10 protein-coding genes are annotated in these 15,991 nt (G+C 73.5%); 4 read left to right on the forward strand and 6 right to left on the reverse strand.

Annotated elements, in window-relative coordinates; genetic code table 11:
* The first annotated feature begins 209 nt into the window (after window positions 1-209).
* Window positions 210-6,905, forward strand: coding sequence for an SDR family NAD(P)-dependent oxidoreductase (locus ACZ466_RS22445; protein ID WP_378284939.1), 6,696 nt, complete (start codon window positions 210-212; stop codon window positions 6,903-6,905).
* Window positions 6,880-8,214 carry a crotonyl-CoA carboxylase/reductase gene (ccrA, locus tag ACZ466_RS22450; RefSeq protein WP_378284940.1) on the forward strand — a complete coding sequence of 445 codons (1,335 nt, stop codon included), beginning with the start codon at window positions 6,880-6,882 and terminating at the stop codon, window positions 8,212-8,214. The genes ACZ466_RS22445 and ccrA overlap by 26 nt, the downstream gene beginning before the upstream one ends.
* A 61-nt stretch (window positions 8,215-8,275) precedes the next feature.
* Here ccrA and ACZ466_RS22455 read toward each other — a convergent pair whose 3' ends face one another.
* From ACZ466_RS22455 to ACZ466_RS22465, 3 genes are read right to left on the reverse strand one after another with little or no spacing between them, the layout of a single operon-like run.
* On the reverse strand, window positions 8,276-9,046 hold the full coding sequence (locus ACZ466_RS22455; RefSeq protein ID WP_378284941.1) for a hypothetical protein: 771 nt from the start codon (window positions 9,044-9,046) through the stop codon (window positions 8,276-8,278).
* A gap of 34 nt (window positions 9,047-9,080) precedes the next feature.
* Complete coding sequence (locus ACZ466_RS22460) at window positions 9,081-10,388, reverse strand: hypothetical protein (protein ID WP_378284942.1); 1,308 nt, start codon at window positions 10,386-10,388, stop codon at window positions 9,081-9,083.
* Window positions 10,378-10,902: a SigE family RNA polymerase sigma factor gene (locus ACZ466_RS22465; RefSeq protein ID WP_378284943.1), complete on the reverse strand. Its 525-nt coding sequence runs from the start codon at window positions 10,900-10,902 to the stop codon at window positions 10,378-10,380. The genes ACZ466_RS22460 and ACZ466_RS22465 overlap by 11 nt, the downstream gene beginning before the upstream one ends.
* A gap of 104 nt (window positions 10,903-11,006) precedes the next feature.
* Between ACZ466_RS22465 and ACZ466_RS22470 the strand changes: the two genes are divergently transcribed.
* Both ACZ466_RS22470 and ACZ466_RS22475 read left to right on the forward strand, forming a co-directional pair.
* Complete coding sequence (locus tag ACZ466_RS22470; protein ID WP_378284945.1) at window positions 11,007-11,534, forward strand: MarR family winged helix-turn-helix transcriptional regulator; 528 nt, start codon at window positions 11,007-11,009, stop codon at window positions 11,532-11,534.
* Window positions 11,531-12,649: an MFS transporter gene (locus ACZ466_RS22475; protein WP_378284946.1), complete on the forward strand. Its 1,119-nt coding sequence runs from the start codon at window positions 11,531-11,533 to the stop codon at window positions 12,647-12,649. Before ACZ466_RS22470 ends, ACZ466_RS22475 begins: the two co-directional genes overlap by 4 nt.
* Here ACZ466_RS22475 and ACZ466_RS22480 read toward each other — a convergent pair.
* The 3 genes from ACZ466_RS22480 to qcrB all read right to left on the reverse strand — a co-directional run bounded on the left by ACZ466_RS22480 (window position 12,639) and on the right by qcrB (window position 15,840).
* The gene (locus ACZ466_RS22480) at window positions 12,639-13,274 is read right to left on the reverse strand and encodes a class F sortase (protein ID WP_378284947.1); all 636 of its coding nucleotides are present in this window, start codon (window positions 13,272-13,274) and stop codon (window positions 12,639-12,641) included. The two genes, ACZ466_RS22475 and ACZ466_RS22480, sit on opposite strands and share 11 nt — an antisense overlap.
* A 1-nt stretch (window position 13,275) precedes the next feature.
* Entirely contained in the window at window positions 13,276-13,962 is a 687-nt protein-coding gene (locus tag ACZ466_RS22485) for a hypothetical protein (protein WP_378284948.1), read from the reverse strand.
* Between the two features lie 231 nt (window positions 13,963-14,193).
* The gene (gene qcrB / locus ACZ466_RS22490) at window positions 14,194-15,840 is read right to left on the reverse strand and encodes a cytochrome bc1 complex cytochrome b subunit (protein ID WP_378284950.1); all 1,647 of its coding nucleotides are present in this window, start codon (window positions 15,838-15,840) and stop codon (window positions 14,194-14,196) included.
* Window positions 15,841-15,991 lie beyond the last annotated feature (151 nt).

Here is a 15,991-nt window from a genome sequence, read left to right on the forward strand (position 1 = left end):
TGTGTCACGACCCCGCCGGTGGGACGGGGATTTTCCACCATCCCATCAGGCCACATCGATTACTTCTGAGTCTTGTCATCACCGTGACAAGCCGTCGCTGAGAAAAGTGGTCTGCGTGCGCATCATGAGCCGGTCAGCGTGGGACAAAGTGGTCCCTCCGCCGAACGATCCCATGTTTCGATCCTCGTATTGTTGGGGGAGCCGCACGCATGCAGAGCAACGATCGTTCCGGAGCCGCGCGGCAGGATGCGCAGGACCAGACGCGGATCAGCGAGGATGCGCTTCGTCGGCACCTGATCGAGCAGATCGCGCGCCGCTCCCGGATCGCCGCGGAAGAGATCGACCCGGACCGCCCGCTGGAGGAGTTCGGGCTGGGCTCGCGGGACGCCGTCGCCGTCGCCGGGGTGCTGGAGCAGCTGCTCGGCCGCGCGCTCCCGGCGACCCTCGTCTGGGAACACCCGACGATCAACAAGCTCTCCGTCGCGCTGGCGGACATCGCCTCCGGCGCGTCGCCCACGGCCACCACGGCGGCGACGCCCCCGCCCACCCCCGCCGTCTCCGCGTCCGGCGACGAGCCGATCGCCGTCATCGGGATCGGCTGCCGCTTCCCCGGCGGCGACCGCGACCTGACCGGGCCCGGCGACTACTGGCGCTTCCTCACCGGGTCCGGTGACGCGATCCGCGAGGTCCCCGAGGGCCGCTGGGACGCGTTCGACGACGGCTCGCCCGAGGTCGGCGACCTGCTGGCCCGCACCACCCGGCTGGGCGGCTTCCTGGACGACGTGTCGGCGTTCGACGCCCGCTTCTTCGCGATCACCCCGCGCGAGGCGGCCGTCATGGACCCGCAGCAGCGGCTCGTCCTGGAGGTGGCCTGGGAGGCGTTCGAGCACGCCGGGCTGGCCCCCGCGGCGCTGCGCGGCACCCGCACCGGCGTGTTCGTGGGCGTGTCCGCGCCGGAGTACGCCGCCTACACCGCCTCCGACCCGGTGGCGCTGGAGGCGTTCACCGCGACCGGCGCCGCGCTCAGCATCATCGCCAACCGGCTGTCCTACCTGCTGGACCTGCGCGGCCCGAGCATGATCGTGGACACCGCGTGCTCGTCGTCGCTGGTCTCCGCGCATCTGGCGGTGCAGGCGCTGCGCCGCGGGGAGGCGGACGTGGCGCTGGCCGGCGGGGTCAACCTGCTGCTGTCGCCGACGATCACGATGACGTTCGACCGGTCCGGCGCGACCGCCGCCGACGGGCGCTGCAAGGCGTTCGACGCGTCCGCCGACGGGATGGTCCGGGCGGAGGGCTGCGGCGCCGTGGTGCTCAAGCGGCTCCCGGACGCGCTGCGCGACGGTGACCGGGTGCTGGCGCTGATCAGGGGTTCGGGCGTCAATTCCGACGGCCGCTCCAACGGCCTGGTCGCGCCGAACTCCGACGCGCAGAAGGCGCTGCTGCGCGAGGTGTACGCGACCGCGGGCGTCGACCCGTGCGAGGTCGACTACGTGGAGGCGCACGGCACCGGCACGCTGCTGGGCGACCCGATCGAGGCCAAGGCGGTCGGCGAGGTGCTGGGCGCGGGCGCCGGGCGTGAGGCCGGGGAGCCGCTGCTGCTGGGGTCGGCCAAGTCCAACCTCGGGCACATGGAGTCGGCCGCGGGCGTCGCCGGGCTGATCAAGACGGTGCTGGCGCTGCACCACCGGACGATCCCGCCGAGCCTGCACTACAAGGAGCCCAACCCGCACATCCCGTTCGACGACCTGCGGCTCGCGGTCGCGGCGGAGGAGACGCCGTGGCCCGACCGGGGGCATCCGGCGCGCGCCGGGGTGTCCGGTTTCGGGTTCGGCGGGACGAACGCGCATCTCGTCCTGGAGGAGGCGCCGCCGCAGAAGGCCGGGGACGACCCGGTGGCGGTCCGCGCGTTCCCGCTGTCGGACACCGACGCCGACCGGATCCGCGACCACGCCGGGCTGCTGGCCCGCTGGCTCGCGGAGGCCGAGGCCGAGGACGGCGTGCGCCTGTCCGACCTGGCCGCCACCCTGCACCGCCGCGCCGGCCGCGGCCGGGCCCGCGCCGCCGTCGCCGCCCGCGACCGGGCCGGGCTCGTGGACGGGCTGATGGCGCTGGCCGAGGGCCGCCCGCACCCCGCCGTCGTCACCGGTACGGCGCTGGGCGCCCCGGGCCGTCCCGTGTGGGTGTTCTCCGGGTACGGCGCGCAGCGTCCGGGCATGGCGCAGCGCCTCCTGGAAGAGGAACCGGCGTTCGCGGAGGCCGTCGACGACCTCGACACGCTGTTCCAGGAGGAGGGCGGCCCGGCCCTGTGGACGATCCTGGAACAGGGCGGCGAGCCCGACGGCCCGGCGGAGACGATGCCGGTGCTGTTCGGCATCCAGGTCGCGCTGGCCCGCACGCTGCGGTCGTACGGCGTCGTCCCGGGCGCGGTCGTCGGCCATTCGATGGGCGAGGTCGCGGCGGCGGTCGTCGCGGGCGCGCTGACCGCCGAGGACGGCGTCAAGGTCATCTGCCGCCGCTCCCGGCTGCTGACCCGGCTGGTGGGCGGCGGGGCGATGGCGGTGCTGGGCGCGTCCGCCGAGGAGGTCGCGCGGCTGGCCGACGGCCTGCCCGAGGTGTACGCGGCGGTGCACTCCTCGCCGAAGCAGACCGTCGTGACCGGCGACGCCGCGCAGATCGCGACCATGGTCGAGCGGGCGGAGGCCGAGGGCCGCCTGGCCCGCATGGTGAAGGCCGAGGGCGCCGGGCACTCCCCGCAGGTCGACCCGCTGCTCCCGGACCTGCGGGAGGAGCTCGCGGGGATCGGCGCCGAGCCCGGCGTGCCGCTCGCCGACGGCATCCGGCTCTACACCACGGCCCTGGACGACCCGCGCGCCCTCCTCGCGGACGGCGCCCGCCTAGACGCCGCGTACTGGGCGGCGAACCTGCGCAATCCGGTCCGGCTCACCAGCACGATCGCCGCCGCCGCCGAGGACGGCTTCCGCGCGTTCGTCGAGATCAACGCGCATCCGATCCTGGCCCACGGCGTCGGTGAGACCCTGGAGGGCACGGGCGCGTTCGTCACCCACACCCTCAAGCGGGCCCGCAAGGGCGAGGCGACCGACGACGCCCTGACCTTCCACGCCCAGCTCGGCGCCCTCGCCGCGCACGGCGTCCCGGTCGGGCCGCCCGCCGACGGCGGCGCCGTGGTCGACGTCCCGGCGTCCCCGTGGCGGCACGAGAGCTTCTGGGTGGACCACACCAAGCGGCCCTCCGGCGGCCGCGACGAGCACCCGCTGCTGGGCGCGCACGTCGAGCTGCCCGGCGAGGAGCGGCACGCCTGGCGCGCCGACCTCGGCACCGCCATGTGGGACTGGCCCGCCGAGTCCCGCGTGCACGGGCTGCGGGTGCTGCCGGTCGCCGCGTACGCCGAGATGGCCCTGGCCGCCGGGTCGGAGGCGCTCGGCCTGGACGAGGTCCGCGTCAACAGCCTGTGGATGGAGCGGCCGCTCGCGCTCGCCGAGCACACCGTCGTCACGACCACGTTCGACGAGGACGAGCAGCGCGTCGAGATGCACGCCCGCACCCCCGCCGGGACGTGGACGCGGCTCGCCAGCGCCGACGTCGGCGCCGACCACCGCGCGCCCGCGCCGCCGCTGACCGGCGCGCCCACCGAGGTCGCCGGCGCCGAGCGCGGCAGCCGCCACTACCGGCTGCACCCCGAGGTCTTCGACCGCTGCCTGGCCGTCCTGTCGGCCGAGGCGGCGGCGGTCACCGGCGAGCCGGGCGGCGTCTGGCTGGCCGAGACGATCGGGAGCCTGCGCGTGTACGGGCCCGCGCACCGCGGCGGGCACGTCCGCGTGCAGGCCGCCGCCGGGGAGGAGGGCTCCGGGGAGGCCACCGGATCGGTGCGGCTCGTCGCGCCCGACGGGTCCGTCCTCGCCGAGGCCACCGGGATCGTGCTGCGGCGCGTCGAGCGTTCCGGCGTCCCCGTGCCGCTGGCCGACAAGCTCGTCGAGGTCGTCTGGGACGAGACCGCGCCGCCCGCGCCCGCGATCGGCGACGGCACGTACCTGCTGCTCGCCGAGGACGACGACCCCCTCGCCGCCGCCGCGGCCGCCGGCCTGGAGGCCCGCGGCCACCGCGTCGTCCGGCACCGCCTCGCCGACCGCGCGCCCCACGGGCACCCGCCGGAGGACGCCGAGGCCGCCCCGGACGCGGTCGTCCTGGTGCCGCCCGCGGACCTGGTCGACGAAGCCCTCGTCCTCACCGTCGCGGGGGTGAGCCGGTCGCTGCCCGACGGGCCCCGGCTGTGGATCGCGACCCGCTCCGCCCTGCCCGTCCTGGACGGCGAGGCCGGCGAGCCCGGCCACGCCCCCGCCCGCGCGCTGACCCGCGTGCTGGCGTTCGAACGGACCGTCCAGCGCGCCACCCTCGTGGACGTCGACCGCCCGGCCGACCTCGTCACCGAGATCCTCGGCGACGGCGACGCCCGCGAGACCGCCTGGCGGAGCGGCACGCGCCGTACCGCCCGCCTGGCCCGCGCCGCCCTCGACCCGGCCGCCGCCGCGGACTCCGCGGCCGCGGACCCGGGCCCGGCGGCGCGCCCCCGGCACCCCGGCGTGTCGCCCGTAAAGACCGCTGCGGACGGGCGACACGCCGAGGGTCCCGCCCTCCCGCGGCGGCGGCGCCGGGGACTGGCCCGCCGCGGCGGCGCCTACGTCATCACCGGCGGCTACGGCGGCATCGGCCTGGTCACCGCCCGCCTGCTGGCCGCGCGCGGCGCCGCCCGGATCGTGCTGTCCGGCCGGTCCGGCCCCGACGCCGACGCCGAGAAGGCGATCGCGCGGCTGCGCGAGAACGGCGTGGACATCGGCCTGGTCCTCGGCGACATCGCCGATCCCGGCGTCGCCGAACGCCTGGTCGCGGTGGCCCGCGAGGGCGGCACGCCGCTGTGCGGCGTCCTGCACGGCGCGGGTGTCATCGACGACCGGCTCATCACCGACCTCGGCCCGGACGACCTGCACCGCGTCTGGAACGCCAAGGTCGAGGGTGCCCGGCGGCTCAGCGCGGCCACCTGGGGCGAGGACCTCGACTGGTTCGTCGCCCACTCCTCGGCCGCGGCACTGCTGGGCTCCCCCGGCCAGGCCGCCTACGCCGCGGCCAACGCCGCCCTGGACGCGCTCGTCGCGCACCGCCGCGCGCACGGCCGCCCCGGCACCACCGTCAACTGGGGCGCCTGGTCCCAGGTCGGCGGCGCCGCCGAGCTGAACCTGGCCGTCATCGAGCCGATCAGCCCGGACGAGGGCGCCGAGGCCCTGGAGGCGATCCTCGTCCACGACCGGCCCGCGACCGGCGTCCTCCGCTTCGACCCGGACGCCGCGGTGAGCCTGTTCCCGGAGATCCGCCGGATCCCCTACTTCGCGTCCCTCACCGAGGCCGCCGGCGACACCGGCACGGGCGCCGCCGCCGACTGGCCCGGCGTGGACGCCCTCGCCGACCTCGACCCGGCCACCGCCCGCCGCCTCATCGCCGACCAGGTCCGGTGGCGGATCGCGTCCGTGCTCGGCTTCGAACCCGACCGGCTCGACCCCGCCGTCCCGCTCACCGACCTCGGCCTGGACTCCCTGGTCGCGGTACGGATCAAGAGCGGCGTCGAGCACGACCTCGGCCTCACCGTCCCCGCGTCGGTCCTGCTGCAGGGCGCCAGCGTCAACGTGTTCGAGGAATGGGCGGCCGGCGAACTGGGCCTGACGGGGGCGCCCACCGCACCCGCGGCCACGCCCAACGCCGAACCCGGCTACGTCATGGCCCGCGACGCCGCCGAACGCCTCGCCGTCCGGCTGTTCGAGGACGTCCTCGGCCTCGACCGCGTCGGCGTCACCGCCGACTTCTTCGCCGACCTCGGCGGCCAGGAGCACCAGGCCGACCAGGTCGTCGCCCAGGTCGCCACCGAACTCGGCCACGCCGTCACCCGCGGCGAACTGTTCGAGACGCCCACCGCCGAGCACGTCGCCGAGTTCATCCGCGCCTCCGACGAGGAGGCCGCCCGGCAGACCGTCCGGCCGCTGAAGTCGTCCGGCACCCGCCGCCCCCTCTTCATCGCGCACCCCGCCGGCGGCACCACCGCCTGCTACCGGACCCTCACCGAACTCCTCGGCGGCGACCAGCCCGTCTACGGGCTGGAGCGGTTCGAGGACGCGCCGCCCGTCGAGGAACGCGCCGCCCGCTACGTCCGGCACCTCCAGGAGGCCCAGCCCGACGGCGCGTTCCGGCTGGGCGGCTGGTCGTTCGGCGGCGTCCTGGCCTACGAGACCGCCCGGCAGCTCACCGCCGCCGGCCGCGAGGTCGAACTGGTCGCGCTGTTCGACGCCGGGCTCCCCCTCCCCGTCGAGGACGAGTCCGACACCCTCGCCCGCCGGTTCGCCGCGTTCGCCGACTACATCAACCAGACCTACGGGCTCGACGTCGCCCTCACCTACGACGAACTCGCCGGACTGGACGAGGAGGCCCAGTTCGCCCTCGTCATGGAACGCGCGGAACCCCTCGTCGACCACATCCCCCCGGCGGCCCTCACCCACCAGCTCACCTCGCACCAGGACACCCGATCCCTGGAGGCGTACCGGCCCGGCCCGTACGACGGCCGCGTCGTCCTCTACCACGCGCCCGAGGAGACGCCGTGGTCGGTGAAGGACGCCCGCTACGTGCTCGACGGCACCAACGGCTTCGGCGACCTCTGCGCCGACCTGGAGATCGTCACCGTTCCCGGTGCGCACCACCTCAACCTGCTCGACCCGCCCGGGGTCGGGTTCATGGCCGCGCACCTGGAGGACAGGCTCGCCGCACCGGAACGGCCCGGACGGCAGCACCCGCTCATGTCCCCGCCCCTCCCGGAGGAGATCCATGGCTCAGCCCGCTCGGTCCAGTGACCTGCTCGACGCCGCACGCTCGGGCGCCGGAGAGCAGGAGCTGCTCGACCTCGACCTTCCGTCCACCTTCCGCGCCGCCTACACGCTGAAGGACGAGGTCGGCATCTTCGACGGTCACACCGACAAGGACGTGCGCCGCTCCCTGCACGTGGGCGAGGTCGCGATGCCCGAGCTCGCACCGGACGAGGTGGTCGTCGCCGTCATGGCCGCCGCGATCAACTTCAACACGGTGTGGTCGGCCATCTTCGAGCCGGTCCCGACCTTCGCGTTCCTGGAGAAGTTCGGCCGGCAGGGCTGGCACGGCGCCCGGCACGACCTGCCCTACCACATCCTCGGCTCCGACGCCGCCGGCGTCGTCGTCCGCGTCGGCTCCGGCGTCAAGAGCTGGAAGCCCGGCGACCGCGTCGTCATCTCCCCGTCCTACGTCGACGAGGAGGACCACGGCTCCTACGACGACGGCATGATGAGCGAGACCCAGCTCGCCTGGGGCTTCGAGACCAACTTCGGCGCGCTCGGCGAGTTCTGCATCGCCAAGGCCAACCAGCTCATCCGCAAGCCCGCCCACCTCACCTGGGAAGAGGCCGGGTCCAACACGCTGTGCGCCGCCACCGCGTACCGCATGCTCGTCGGCAAGCACGGCGCCCGCATGAAGCAGGGCGACATCGTCCTGATCTGGGGCGCCACCGGCGGGCTCGGCTCGTACGCCACCCAGCTCGTCAAGAACGGCGGCGGTATCCCCGTCTCCGTGGTCTCCTCCGAGGAGAAGGCGGAGATCGTCCGCGCCCAGGGCTGCGAGCACGTCATCAACCGCAACGAGCTCAACCTCGGCGAGCAGGGCATGCGCCACCCCAAGGCCGGCCGGATCCTCGGCGAGGCCATCCGCCGCCTGGTCGGCGAGGACCCGGGCATCGTCTTCGAATACCTGGGCCGCGAGACGTTCGGCGCCTCCGTGTACGTCGCCAAGCGCGGCGGCACCATCATCACCTGCGGCTCGTCCACCGGCTACAAGCACGAGTACGACAACCGCTTCCTGTGGATGCGCCTCAAGAGCATCATCGGCTCGCACGGCTTCAACTACCACGAGGCCGTCGAGGTCAACCGCCTGATCGGCCTCGGCATGATCCACCCGACCCTCTCGACCGTGTTCCCCCTGGAGGAGGCGGGCGAGGCGACGCGCGCCGTCCAGACCAACCAGCACGTGGGCAAGGTCGCCGTCCTGTGCGGCGCCCCCAAGGAAGGCGAAGGCGTCACCGACCACGCCCTGCGCGGCCGCGTCGGCGAGACCCGCCTCAACCTCTTCCGCCGCTGAGTACTTGCGGCGTGCCGTCCCCGCACCGAGGGCTCACAGGGGGACGGCACGCCGCAACCCTTCACCAGTCGAGAAACAACCCGAACTCCGCGTCACACGACCGCCGAAGCCACCCCAGCAGATCCGCGAGACTCTCCGACGCCAGCGCCTCGCCCAGCCATTCCTCGAACCCCGCAGGCTGCGTCACGTGCACCCGCTGCTTCCTGGGCACCCGGTAATTCCATTCGCGGGCCAGCGCGACCGCCCCCGCGAAATCCGGTGAGGCCGCCGCCTCGACGGGCCCGCCTTCCCAGAACGGAACGGGCGACACCGTGGGCACGGGCACGCTGATGATCCGTTCCCGCGCCTCCACCAGCTCCGCCCGTCCCGCCCAGGCATTGGCGCGCCCCCGCGCCTCCAGGGCCTGCTCCCGCAACGCCGCCCACTCCAGGGACAGGTCCCGGCTGGTCGCGTACCGGTACCAAGCCTCCAGATAGTCTCGGTGCCCACCGGCCCGCACCCGCTCGAGATGCGCCAGCCACACCTCCAGCGCTCCCGGCAATTCATCGGGCAGATAACTCCGGTACGCCGCCAGCCGCCATTCCGCCGGGAACACCGGATTCAGCGAGAACAGCATGACCCGCCGATAGTCGTCCGGCCCGTCGTCGATGTCCACGTGCTCGCGCAACCCCTCCGGATTCCCGGGCGGAGCCGAGGAGACCAGGTGGTCGAACTCCCCGTCGTACCAGTTCCCCAAAGCCGCGAACGCGTCCTTCTCCGCCTCGACCAGCCGTTGGAGCTCGGCACGGGACACCCCGTCCCGGACCCGCATCCGAATCCAGTCGACTCCCACAACGAGAACCCTAAGCCGAATGTGGACTCCGTGGTCAAGAGAGGGCGGCCAGGTCGACCATCTGGAAGGAGCCGTCCGCGGTTTCCCTGACGATGTAGCGGTCGAGACCGGGGCCGGTGCCGCCCTGCCAGGCGTTGGCGATGGTGCCCGGCACGGCCCCGCCCTTGTTCGGACCGAGATCGATCAGCTTCTCCGTCGCAAGGTCGTAGAGCATCGCGTTGCGCGCGAGCTTCTTGCCCTGGGACGTGGCCGCGACCAGCTGGGGCAGGAAGCGGTCGTACAGGGGATCCGCCCCAGGGAAAAGGTCCAGGTCGCGCATCTTGAACACGTGTCCGGCCTTGCCGTCCCGCCGCAGGGCATAGGAGTCGGGTGCGCCGCCGGTGTAGGTGACGCCGGCGGCCTGGCCGCCCAGGCACCAGGTGATCCCGCAGGTCCAGGAGGCTTTGCCTTTGGGGAGTTCCGCGTCCCGGGTCTCTCCGGTGTCCATGTTGCGGAGCCGCTTGAAGGACGCCTCGTCGACCCGGCCCGACGTGCCGCCCGGCGTGCCGACCCAGGGCCAGGCGAGTATGCGGGATCCCTCCGTCCCGGGGATCCTCTGAGCCCGGCCGCCGGTGAGAGGCGCCTCGTACACTGCCGTGCCGGCCTGGGGCATGAAATCGTTCGGGCCCCAGCGGATCTTGCCGGCGCCGACGACGAGCCGCCCGATGCTCCTGCCCTCGTCCGATGCCGCGTCGAGGGCGAGGACCTTGCGGGCGGTTCCGCCGGCGAGCGGCGCCGTCCATATCTCGGTCATCATCCGGGCGCCGCTCCTGCGCTGCAGCCACCACGCGACCTGGCCGTCGCCGACGGCGAAGTACGACGCGTAGATCTTCGATCCGGACGGCACCACGACGTCGGTGACCTTGGTGGCCGCGCGCGTCCGGAGGTCGTACACCCACAGGCGGTCGGTGACCTGGAGGCTCGATTCCGTGGAGACCAGGAGTGCGGTCCCGCTCAACGCGACCTTCGGGCGGTACTCGCGGCCGTTGGGGAGGGTCTTCGGCAGGGTCCGGACCGCGCCCTCGGGGACGGGGACGGGCTTCGGCAGCGTGGCGGTCGTCAGCGGCGTCGGCCGCTTGAGCGGCTCGGGGCCGGCGTCGCCGCCGGGGCGGAGGACCAGCGTCGTCCCGCCGGCGGCGACCGCGACCGCCGCGACCGCCGCCACCGCGGACGTGGCGCGCCTGCGGCGGCGGGCCCGGTGCCGGTCGGCGAGCCGATCGAGCAGATCCGGGGCGACCTCGGGGGCGTTCAGCGACGCGGCCTTGAGGGTGCCCTTCAGGGCCTCCCGCATCTCATCGGTCATGGTGCGCTCCCGTCGTCGGTCGGGCCGCCGGACTCCAGTCCGCGCGGAGCTTGTCGAGGGCGCGGGCGGCCTGGCTGCGGACCGTCCCGCGCGAGATGCCGAGCATCCGGGCGATCTCCTCGTCGGGGAGGTCCTCGTAGTAGCGCAGGACCAGCACGGCCCGCTGCCGACGCGGGAGGGCGGCGAGGGAGCGCCACAGCCGCGGGTCGCGTTCCGCCCGCTCCAGGCCGGGGTCTGCGTACTCCCGCTCGGGCACCTCGCCGACCAGGCGCTCCCGGCGGCGGCGCCGCCACATGCTGACGTGCTGCCGGGCCATGATCGTCCGCGTGTAGCCCTCGGGGTCGTCCTTCCGGACGACGCGGGGCCACGCGGCGCGCAGCCTGGCCAGCCCCTCCTGCATGAGGTCCACGGCGTCGTCGGCGTCGCCCGTCAGGACGTACCCGTACCGCAGGAGCGCCGGGGCCCGCTCGGTGACGAACCTCTCGTAGGTCGAACCGTCATCGTCCACAGGCATCCTTTCCGTCACCCCCGGGACGCGCCGGCCCCCCGATCTGTTGCATCCGCACCGGCCAGATGTATTTGTTGTGCATATGATGCGCCACGCATATGATCATCCGTATGGACGACCGCACAGACCAGCTTCTCGGCGTGGTGGCCCTGGCCGTGATGGATCGACTGCGCGCCGGTGTGGCGACGGTGGGCGAGGCCGAGGCCGGCGCGCTGGTGCATGTGCGAGCCTGGCCCGGCGGTTCGGTGGGAGACCTCGCCGGCGTGGTGGGCCTCTCGCAGCCGGCGACCGTGCGGTTGGTGGACCGGCTCGTCGAGCGGGGGCTGCTCCGCCGCGACGCGGGGCCTGACCGGCGCACGGTCGCGCTGGTGCTCACCGAGGCCGGCTCGCGCGCGGCAGAGGCCGTCCTGGCGGCGCGGGCGGAGGCCCTCGCGCCTCTGCTGGCCGGGCTGTCACCGGGTGAGCGGGGCACGCTGGAGCGTCTGCTCGGGCAGGTCACCGCGGGCCTGGCCGCGGATCGTCCGGGGGCGGTCCGCGTTTGCCGGCTGTGCGACCGCGAGTGCTGCACCTCGGGTCCGGGCTGCCCACTTGAGCACACCACCAGGCCGGGAGGCGCGAGGACGAGGCCGCGCGGGTGACGGGCCGGACCGCCGAGGCGGGGGTGGGCGGCCCGTCGCCGCTCCTCCTCGCGGTGGCCGGTTCGGCGGCCGTCGCGACCGCGTTCGGAATGGCCCGCTACGGCTACGGCCTGCTGCTGCCCGACATCCAGGACGACCTCGCGCTGGGGCTGGGCACGCTGGGTGTGATCGGGACGCTCGCCTACGCCGCCTACCTGCTCGCAACGGTGCTCGTGGTCCGCTGCGTCGAGCGCGCGGGCCACCGGGCCACCGTCGTGGGCGGCGGCCTGCTGGCGGTCGCGGGCACGACCGTCGTGGCGCTGGCCGACGGCCCGGTGCCGCTCGGCGCCGGGGCGGCCGTCGCCGGTGCCAGCGCCGGGTTCGTGTACGCGCCGTTCGGCGACGCCGTGGACCGGCTGCCCCCGGTGGAGCGCGCTCGGACGCTGGCGACGATCAGCTGCGGCACCGGGTGGGGCGTCGCCGTCGCCGCCCCGATCGCCGTCCTGACCGGCGACGCGTGGCGGATCGCCTACCTCGGCTTCGCCGGCTGCGCCCTCCTGAGCACGCTGCTGTCCGCACGCACCTTGCCCGGACGTACCACGACGACCGCGGCGCCACCCGCGTCCGCGCCCGGCCGGCGCCCCTCGGCGCTGCCGATGTTCGCGGCCGCGCTGCTGATCGGGCTCGGCAGCGCGACGTTCTGGACCTTCGCGATCGACCACGTCCGCGATGCCGGCCTCGACCAGGCCGCGGGCCGGATCCTGCTGGGCGTGGCCGGGATCACCAGCCTCGCCGGGCTGGCCGCCGCGGACGTGATCGCCCGCCTCGGCGCCCGCCTCACGTTCGTGCTCACCGCGCTGCTGGAGGCCGCCGCCATCGCCGCCATCGCCGTGGCCCCGGACGACCTCACCGCCGTGCTGATCGCCGCGGCGACCGGCATGCAGGGCGTCGGGCTCCTCTTCGGTCCCCTCACCGGCGGTGTGCTCGCCGAGACCACCAGCCTCACCAGCGCGCTGCTCGGCGGTGCGTCCATCGTGGCCGCCGCCGCGCTGCTCGCCCCCCGCTCAGACCTCTTGGAGGCCCGCTCCCGCGCCCCTCGCCGGACCGAGGGGCGCGGGAACGGTGTCAGGTGGTGACGAGGCGGGTGTAGACGATGAGGTTGTCCTTGTAGTGGCCGGACGCCTGGTCGAAGGCGCCGCCGCAGGTCACCAGGCGGAGGGCCGCGTGGTCCAGGTCGGCGCCGAAGACCTTCTTGTGCGGGAAGGCGTTCTTGTCGACGCGCTCCGATCTCTCCACGGCGAACGTGGCGGTGGAGCCGTCCTGGCGGGTCACCTGGATCCGGTCGCCGGGCTTGAGGTCCTTCAACCGGGCGAAGACGGCCGCCTTGCCGTTGGCGTCGACGTGGCCGAGGACGACGGACGGGCCGACCTCGCCGGGGGTGGGGCCCTCCTTGTACCAGCCGGTCAGGCCGGGGCGGCTCAGCGGCGGTTCCTCGATGCGCCCGTCGGGGCGGAGTCCGAGCCGGTCCACCGGGGCCGAGACCTTGATGGCCGGGATGGTGATCTTGGTGGGCGGGGACTCGGGCAGGGGTGCGGTGTTCGCCGCCGGGACGGTGCTGCTGGACGGCCCGGGGGTGGGGGCGGCGGTGTTCTCCCCGCCTCCGCAGCCGGCGAGCAGCGTGGTGAGCAGTGTGGTGAGCAGTGCGCCGGCCGCCGCGCACGCGGCGCGGCGACCGGCGGCCGAGGCCGGGTACCCGGGCACCTTACGACCGCTCCCGGGCCGTCCTGCGGCGGAGGGCGAAGGCGCCGAGGCCCGCGAGGGCGAGTGCGCCCAGGCCGGCGGCGGGCAGCGCCGAGCCGTTGCCCTGGGTGCTGCCGTCGCCCGTGTCGATGCGGCCGGTGGGGATCTTCGGCTGCTTGGGCTTCAGGCCGTCGTTCTTCTCCGGGCTGGTGCTGAGCTTGACCGAGCCGTAGCCCTTGCAGACCACCGTGGCGGTCGTCGGGTCGGGGAGGTTCGTGCGGAAGGTGCCCGTGGCGGTCCAGCGGTTCGCGCTCAGCTTCTTCACGGCCAGCGGGCTGCGGGTGTAGCCGTTGCCGGTGATGGTCACCGTGGACGGGCAGGTCACGGTGAACGTCGTCGTGCCGCCGGGGACGACGCGGCGGCTGGACAGCTTCACCTTGTCGTAGCCGAATTTGAACACGGGCTTGGGCGGAGTGGGGACGTCGGGGGCGACGGCGCGCCAGCGGCCCTGCTTTTCGCCGGGCTTCTTCAGGCAGATCATGGGCGTGCCGTCTTTGGTCTTGCTCTTCTGGCCGAGGTGCTCGTTCTTGCAGAAAGCGCCAGGGGTGACCGTGGTGGGGACGGGCTCGGCGGCGAGGGCGGGGGCGGCCATTCCCAGGACCATGGCCCCCGCGGCGAATCCCGTCGCGGCCAGGCGAATCGCGCGCATGCCTTTCTCCTCTGATCGTGTTTTCCGGCAGGCCGGAGACGCGCCTCGGTCGTGGCGGGGAAGCCGCGCATCGGCGCGGTCGGCAGAGGTCGCGCTCCATCCGGTGGGATGGAAGAGAACGATGAGCACGCAGCTTAGCGACGGCCTATTGCGAAACAAGCGAAATGTGGGAAGGGATATCGGACTGGCCGGATCAGGTCAGTCAAGGTGATTGTGTCAACCTTTTTCCCTTTAACGCGACCCGCGTTCGACGGCCTTGCGTTCCTTTTCCTCGCGGTCGCCGGTGCGGGACGGCGGGGTGGCCAGGTCGGTCATGAAGCGGCGGTTCAGGGCTATGCGCACCCTGCCCAGGCGGCCGCGGGCCTCGGGGGCTTCCACGCCCTGGTGTTCGGGACGGCCCATGGCGATCGCCGCGGGTGGGCGGGCGTCGGTGATGGGGGCCGCGCGCTCGTCGTCCAGAGGGTGCTCGACCTCGGTGTACTCGCCTTCGGGGGAGCGGCGGATCATGCCGGTCTCCAGGCCGTGCTCGATGAGCGCGCGGTCGCGGTGCTGCAGGCCGAGGCAGATCCGGTACGCGATGACGTAGGCGAGGACGGGGCCGAGGATGATCGCGCCGCGGAAGAACCAGGTCGTCCAGAAGAGCGGGATGTGGAACGTGTTGGCGAGGATGTCGTTGCCGCCGGCGATCCACAGGACGGCGTAGAACACGACGCCGCCCATGCCGATGCCGGTGCGGGCGGGGACGTCGCGCGGCCGGTCCAGGAGGTTGTGGATCTGGTGGTCGCCGGTGACCCAGCGTTCCAGGAACGGGTAGAGCGCCAGCCCGGTGAACAGGACGCCCGGGACGACCAGGGCGGGGACCATCACGCTGAAGGTGACGGTGTGGCCCCAGGCGTTGATCTCCCAGGCGGGCATGATGCGCAGCGCGCCCTCCAGCCAGCCCATGTACCAGTCGGGCTGGGAGCCGGCGCTGATGGCGCCCGGGTTGTACGGGCCGAACAGCCAGATCGGGTTGATCTGGAAGAAGGTGGCCAGGAGGGTGACGACACCGAAGACCCACAGGAAGAACGCGGTGGTCTTGGCGATGAACACCGGGAAGAAGGGGTAGCCGCGGACGGTGCGGTTGGTGCTGCCCTTGCCGGGGAACTGGGTGTGGGTCTGCCGCCAGGTCAGCACGATGGCGTGCAGCGGGATGAGGGCGAGCAGGATGCCGGGGATGAGCAGGATGTGGATGACGTACAGGCGGGGGATGATCAGGTCGCCGGGGAACTCGCCGCCGAACAGGAACATCTGCGCGTAGGTGCCGACGACCGGGATGCCCAGCAGGACGCCTTCCAGGATGCGGATGCCGGTGCCCGACAGCAGGTCGTCGGGGAGGGAGTAGCCGAACAGGCCGTTCAGCATGACGAGCATGAACAGGAGGATGCCGATCAGCCAGTTCAGCTCGCGGGGCTTGCGGAAGGCGCCGGTGAAGAAGTTGCGGAGCAGGTGGACGACGATCGCCGCCATGAAGACGATCGTGGCCCAGTGGTGGATCTGCCGCATGAGCAGGCCGCCGCGCACGTCGAAGCTGATGTGCAGGGTGGAGGCGTAGGCCTCGCTCATCCGGACGCCGCGGAGGGCCTGGTACGAGCCGTCGTACACGATTTCGTTCATGCTCGGCTTGAAGAACAGGGTGAGGAACACCCCGGTCAGCAGGATGATCACGAAGGAGTACATCGCGATCTCGCCGAGCAGGAAGCTCCAGTGGTCGGGGAAGGCCTTGCGGAACGCCTTGCGGGTGAAGGCCGCGGCGCCGAAGCGCTCGTCGATCGCCCGGCCGGCGCCGGCCAGTGCCTTCGGCGGCCCCTGGCCGCCGCCGTCCTCGTTCGCCGCCACGCGGACCTCCCGGGTGGTACGTCTCCTCTATGTCGCACTACCCGGTAGACGCCCCGGCGACCAGGGTTGTGACATCGGGGCATTCGGTCGGACCGAATCTGGTCGAAACGCCGCAGGGGGCTTTGCGTGGACGCCCGTCTAGGGACATGAT

The sequence above is a fragment of the Actinomadura rugatobispora genome (assembly GCF_055379765.1).

Coding starts and splice junctions, on each gene's coding strand:
- ACZ466_RS22485 (WP_378284948.1), bottom strand. CDS start 13,962: ATGCGCGCGATTCGCCTGGCCGCGACGGGATTCGCCGCGGGGGCCATG.
- ACZ466_RS22460 (WP_378284942.1), bottom strand. CDS start 10,388: ATGACCGATGAGATGCGGGAGGCCCTGAAGGGCACCCTCAAGGCCGCG.
- ccrA (WP_378284940.1), top strand. CDS start 6,880: ATGGCTCAGCCCGCTCGGTCCAGTGACCTGCTCGACGCCGCACGCTCG.
- ACZ466_RS22470 (WP_378284945.1), top strand. CDS start 11,007: ATGGACGACCGCACAGACCAGCTTCTCGGCGTGGTGGCCCTGGCCGTG.
- ACZ466_RS22445 (WP_378284939.1), top strand. CDS start 210: ATGCAGAGCAACGATCGTTCCGGAGCCGCGCGGCAGGATGCGCAGGAC.
- ACZ466_RS22465 (WP_378284943.1), bottom strand. CDS start 10,902: ATGCCTGTGGACGATGACGGTTCGACCTACGAGAGGTTCGTCACCGAG.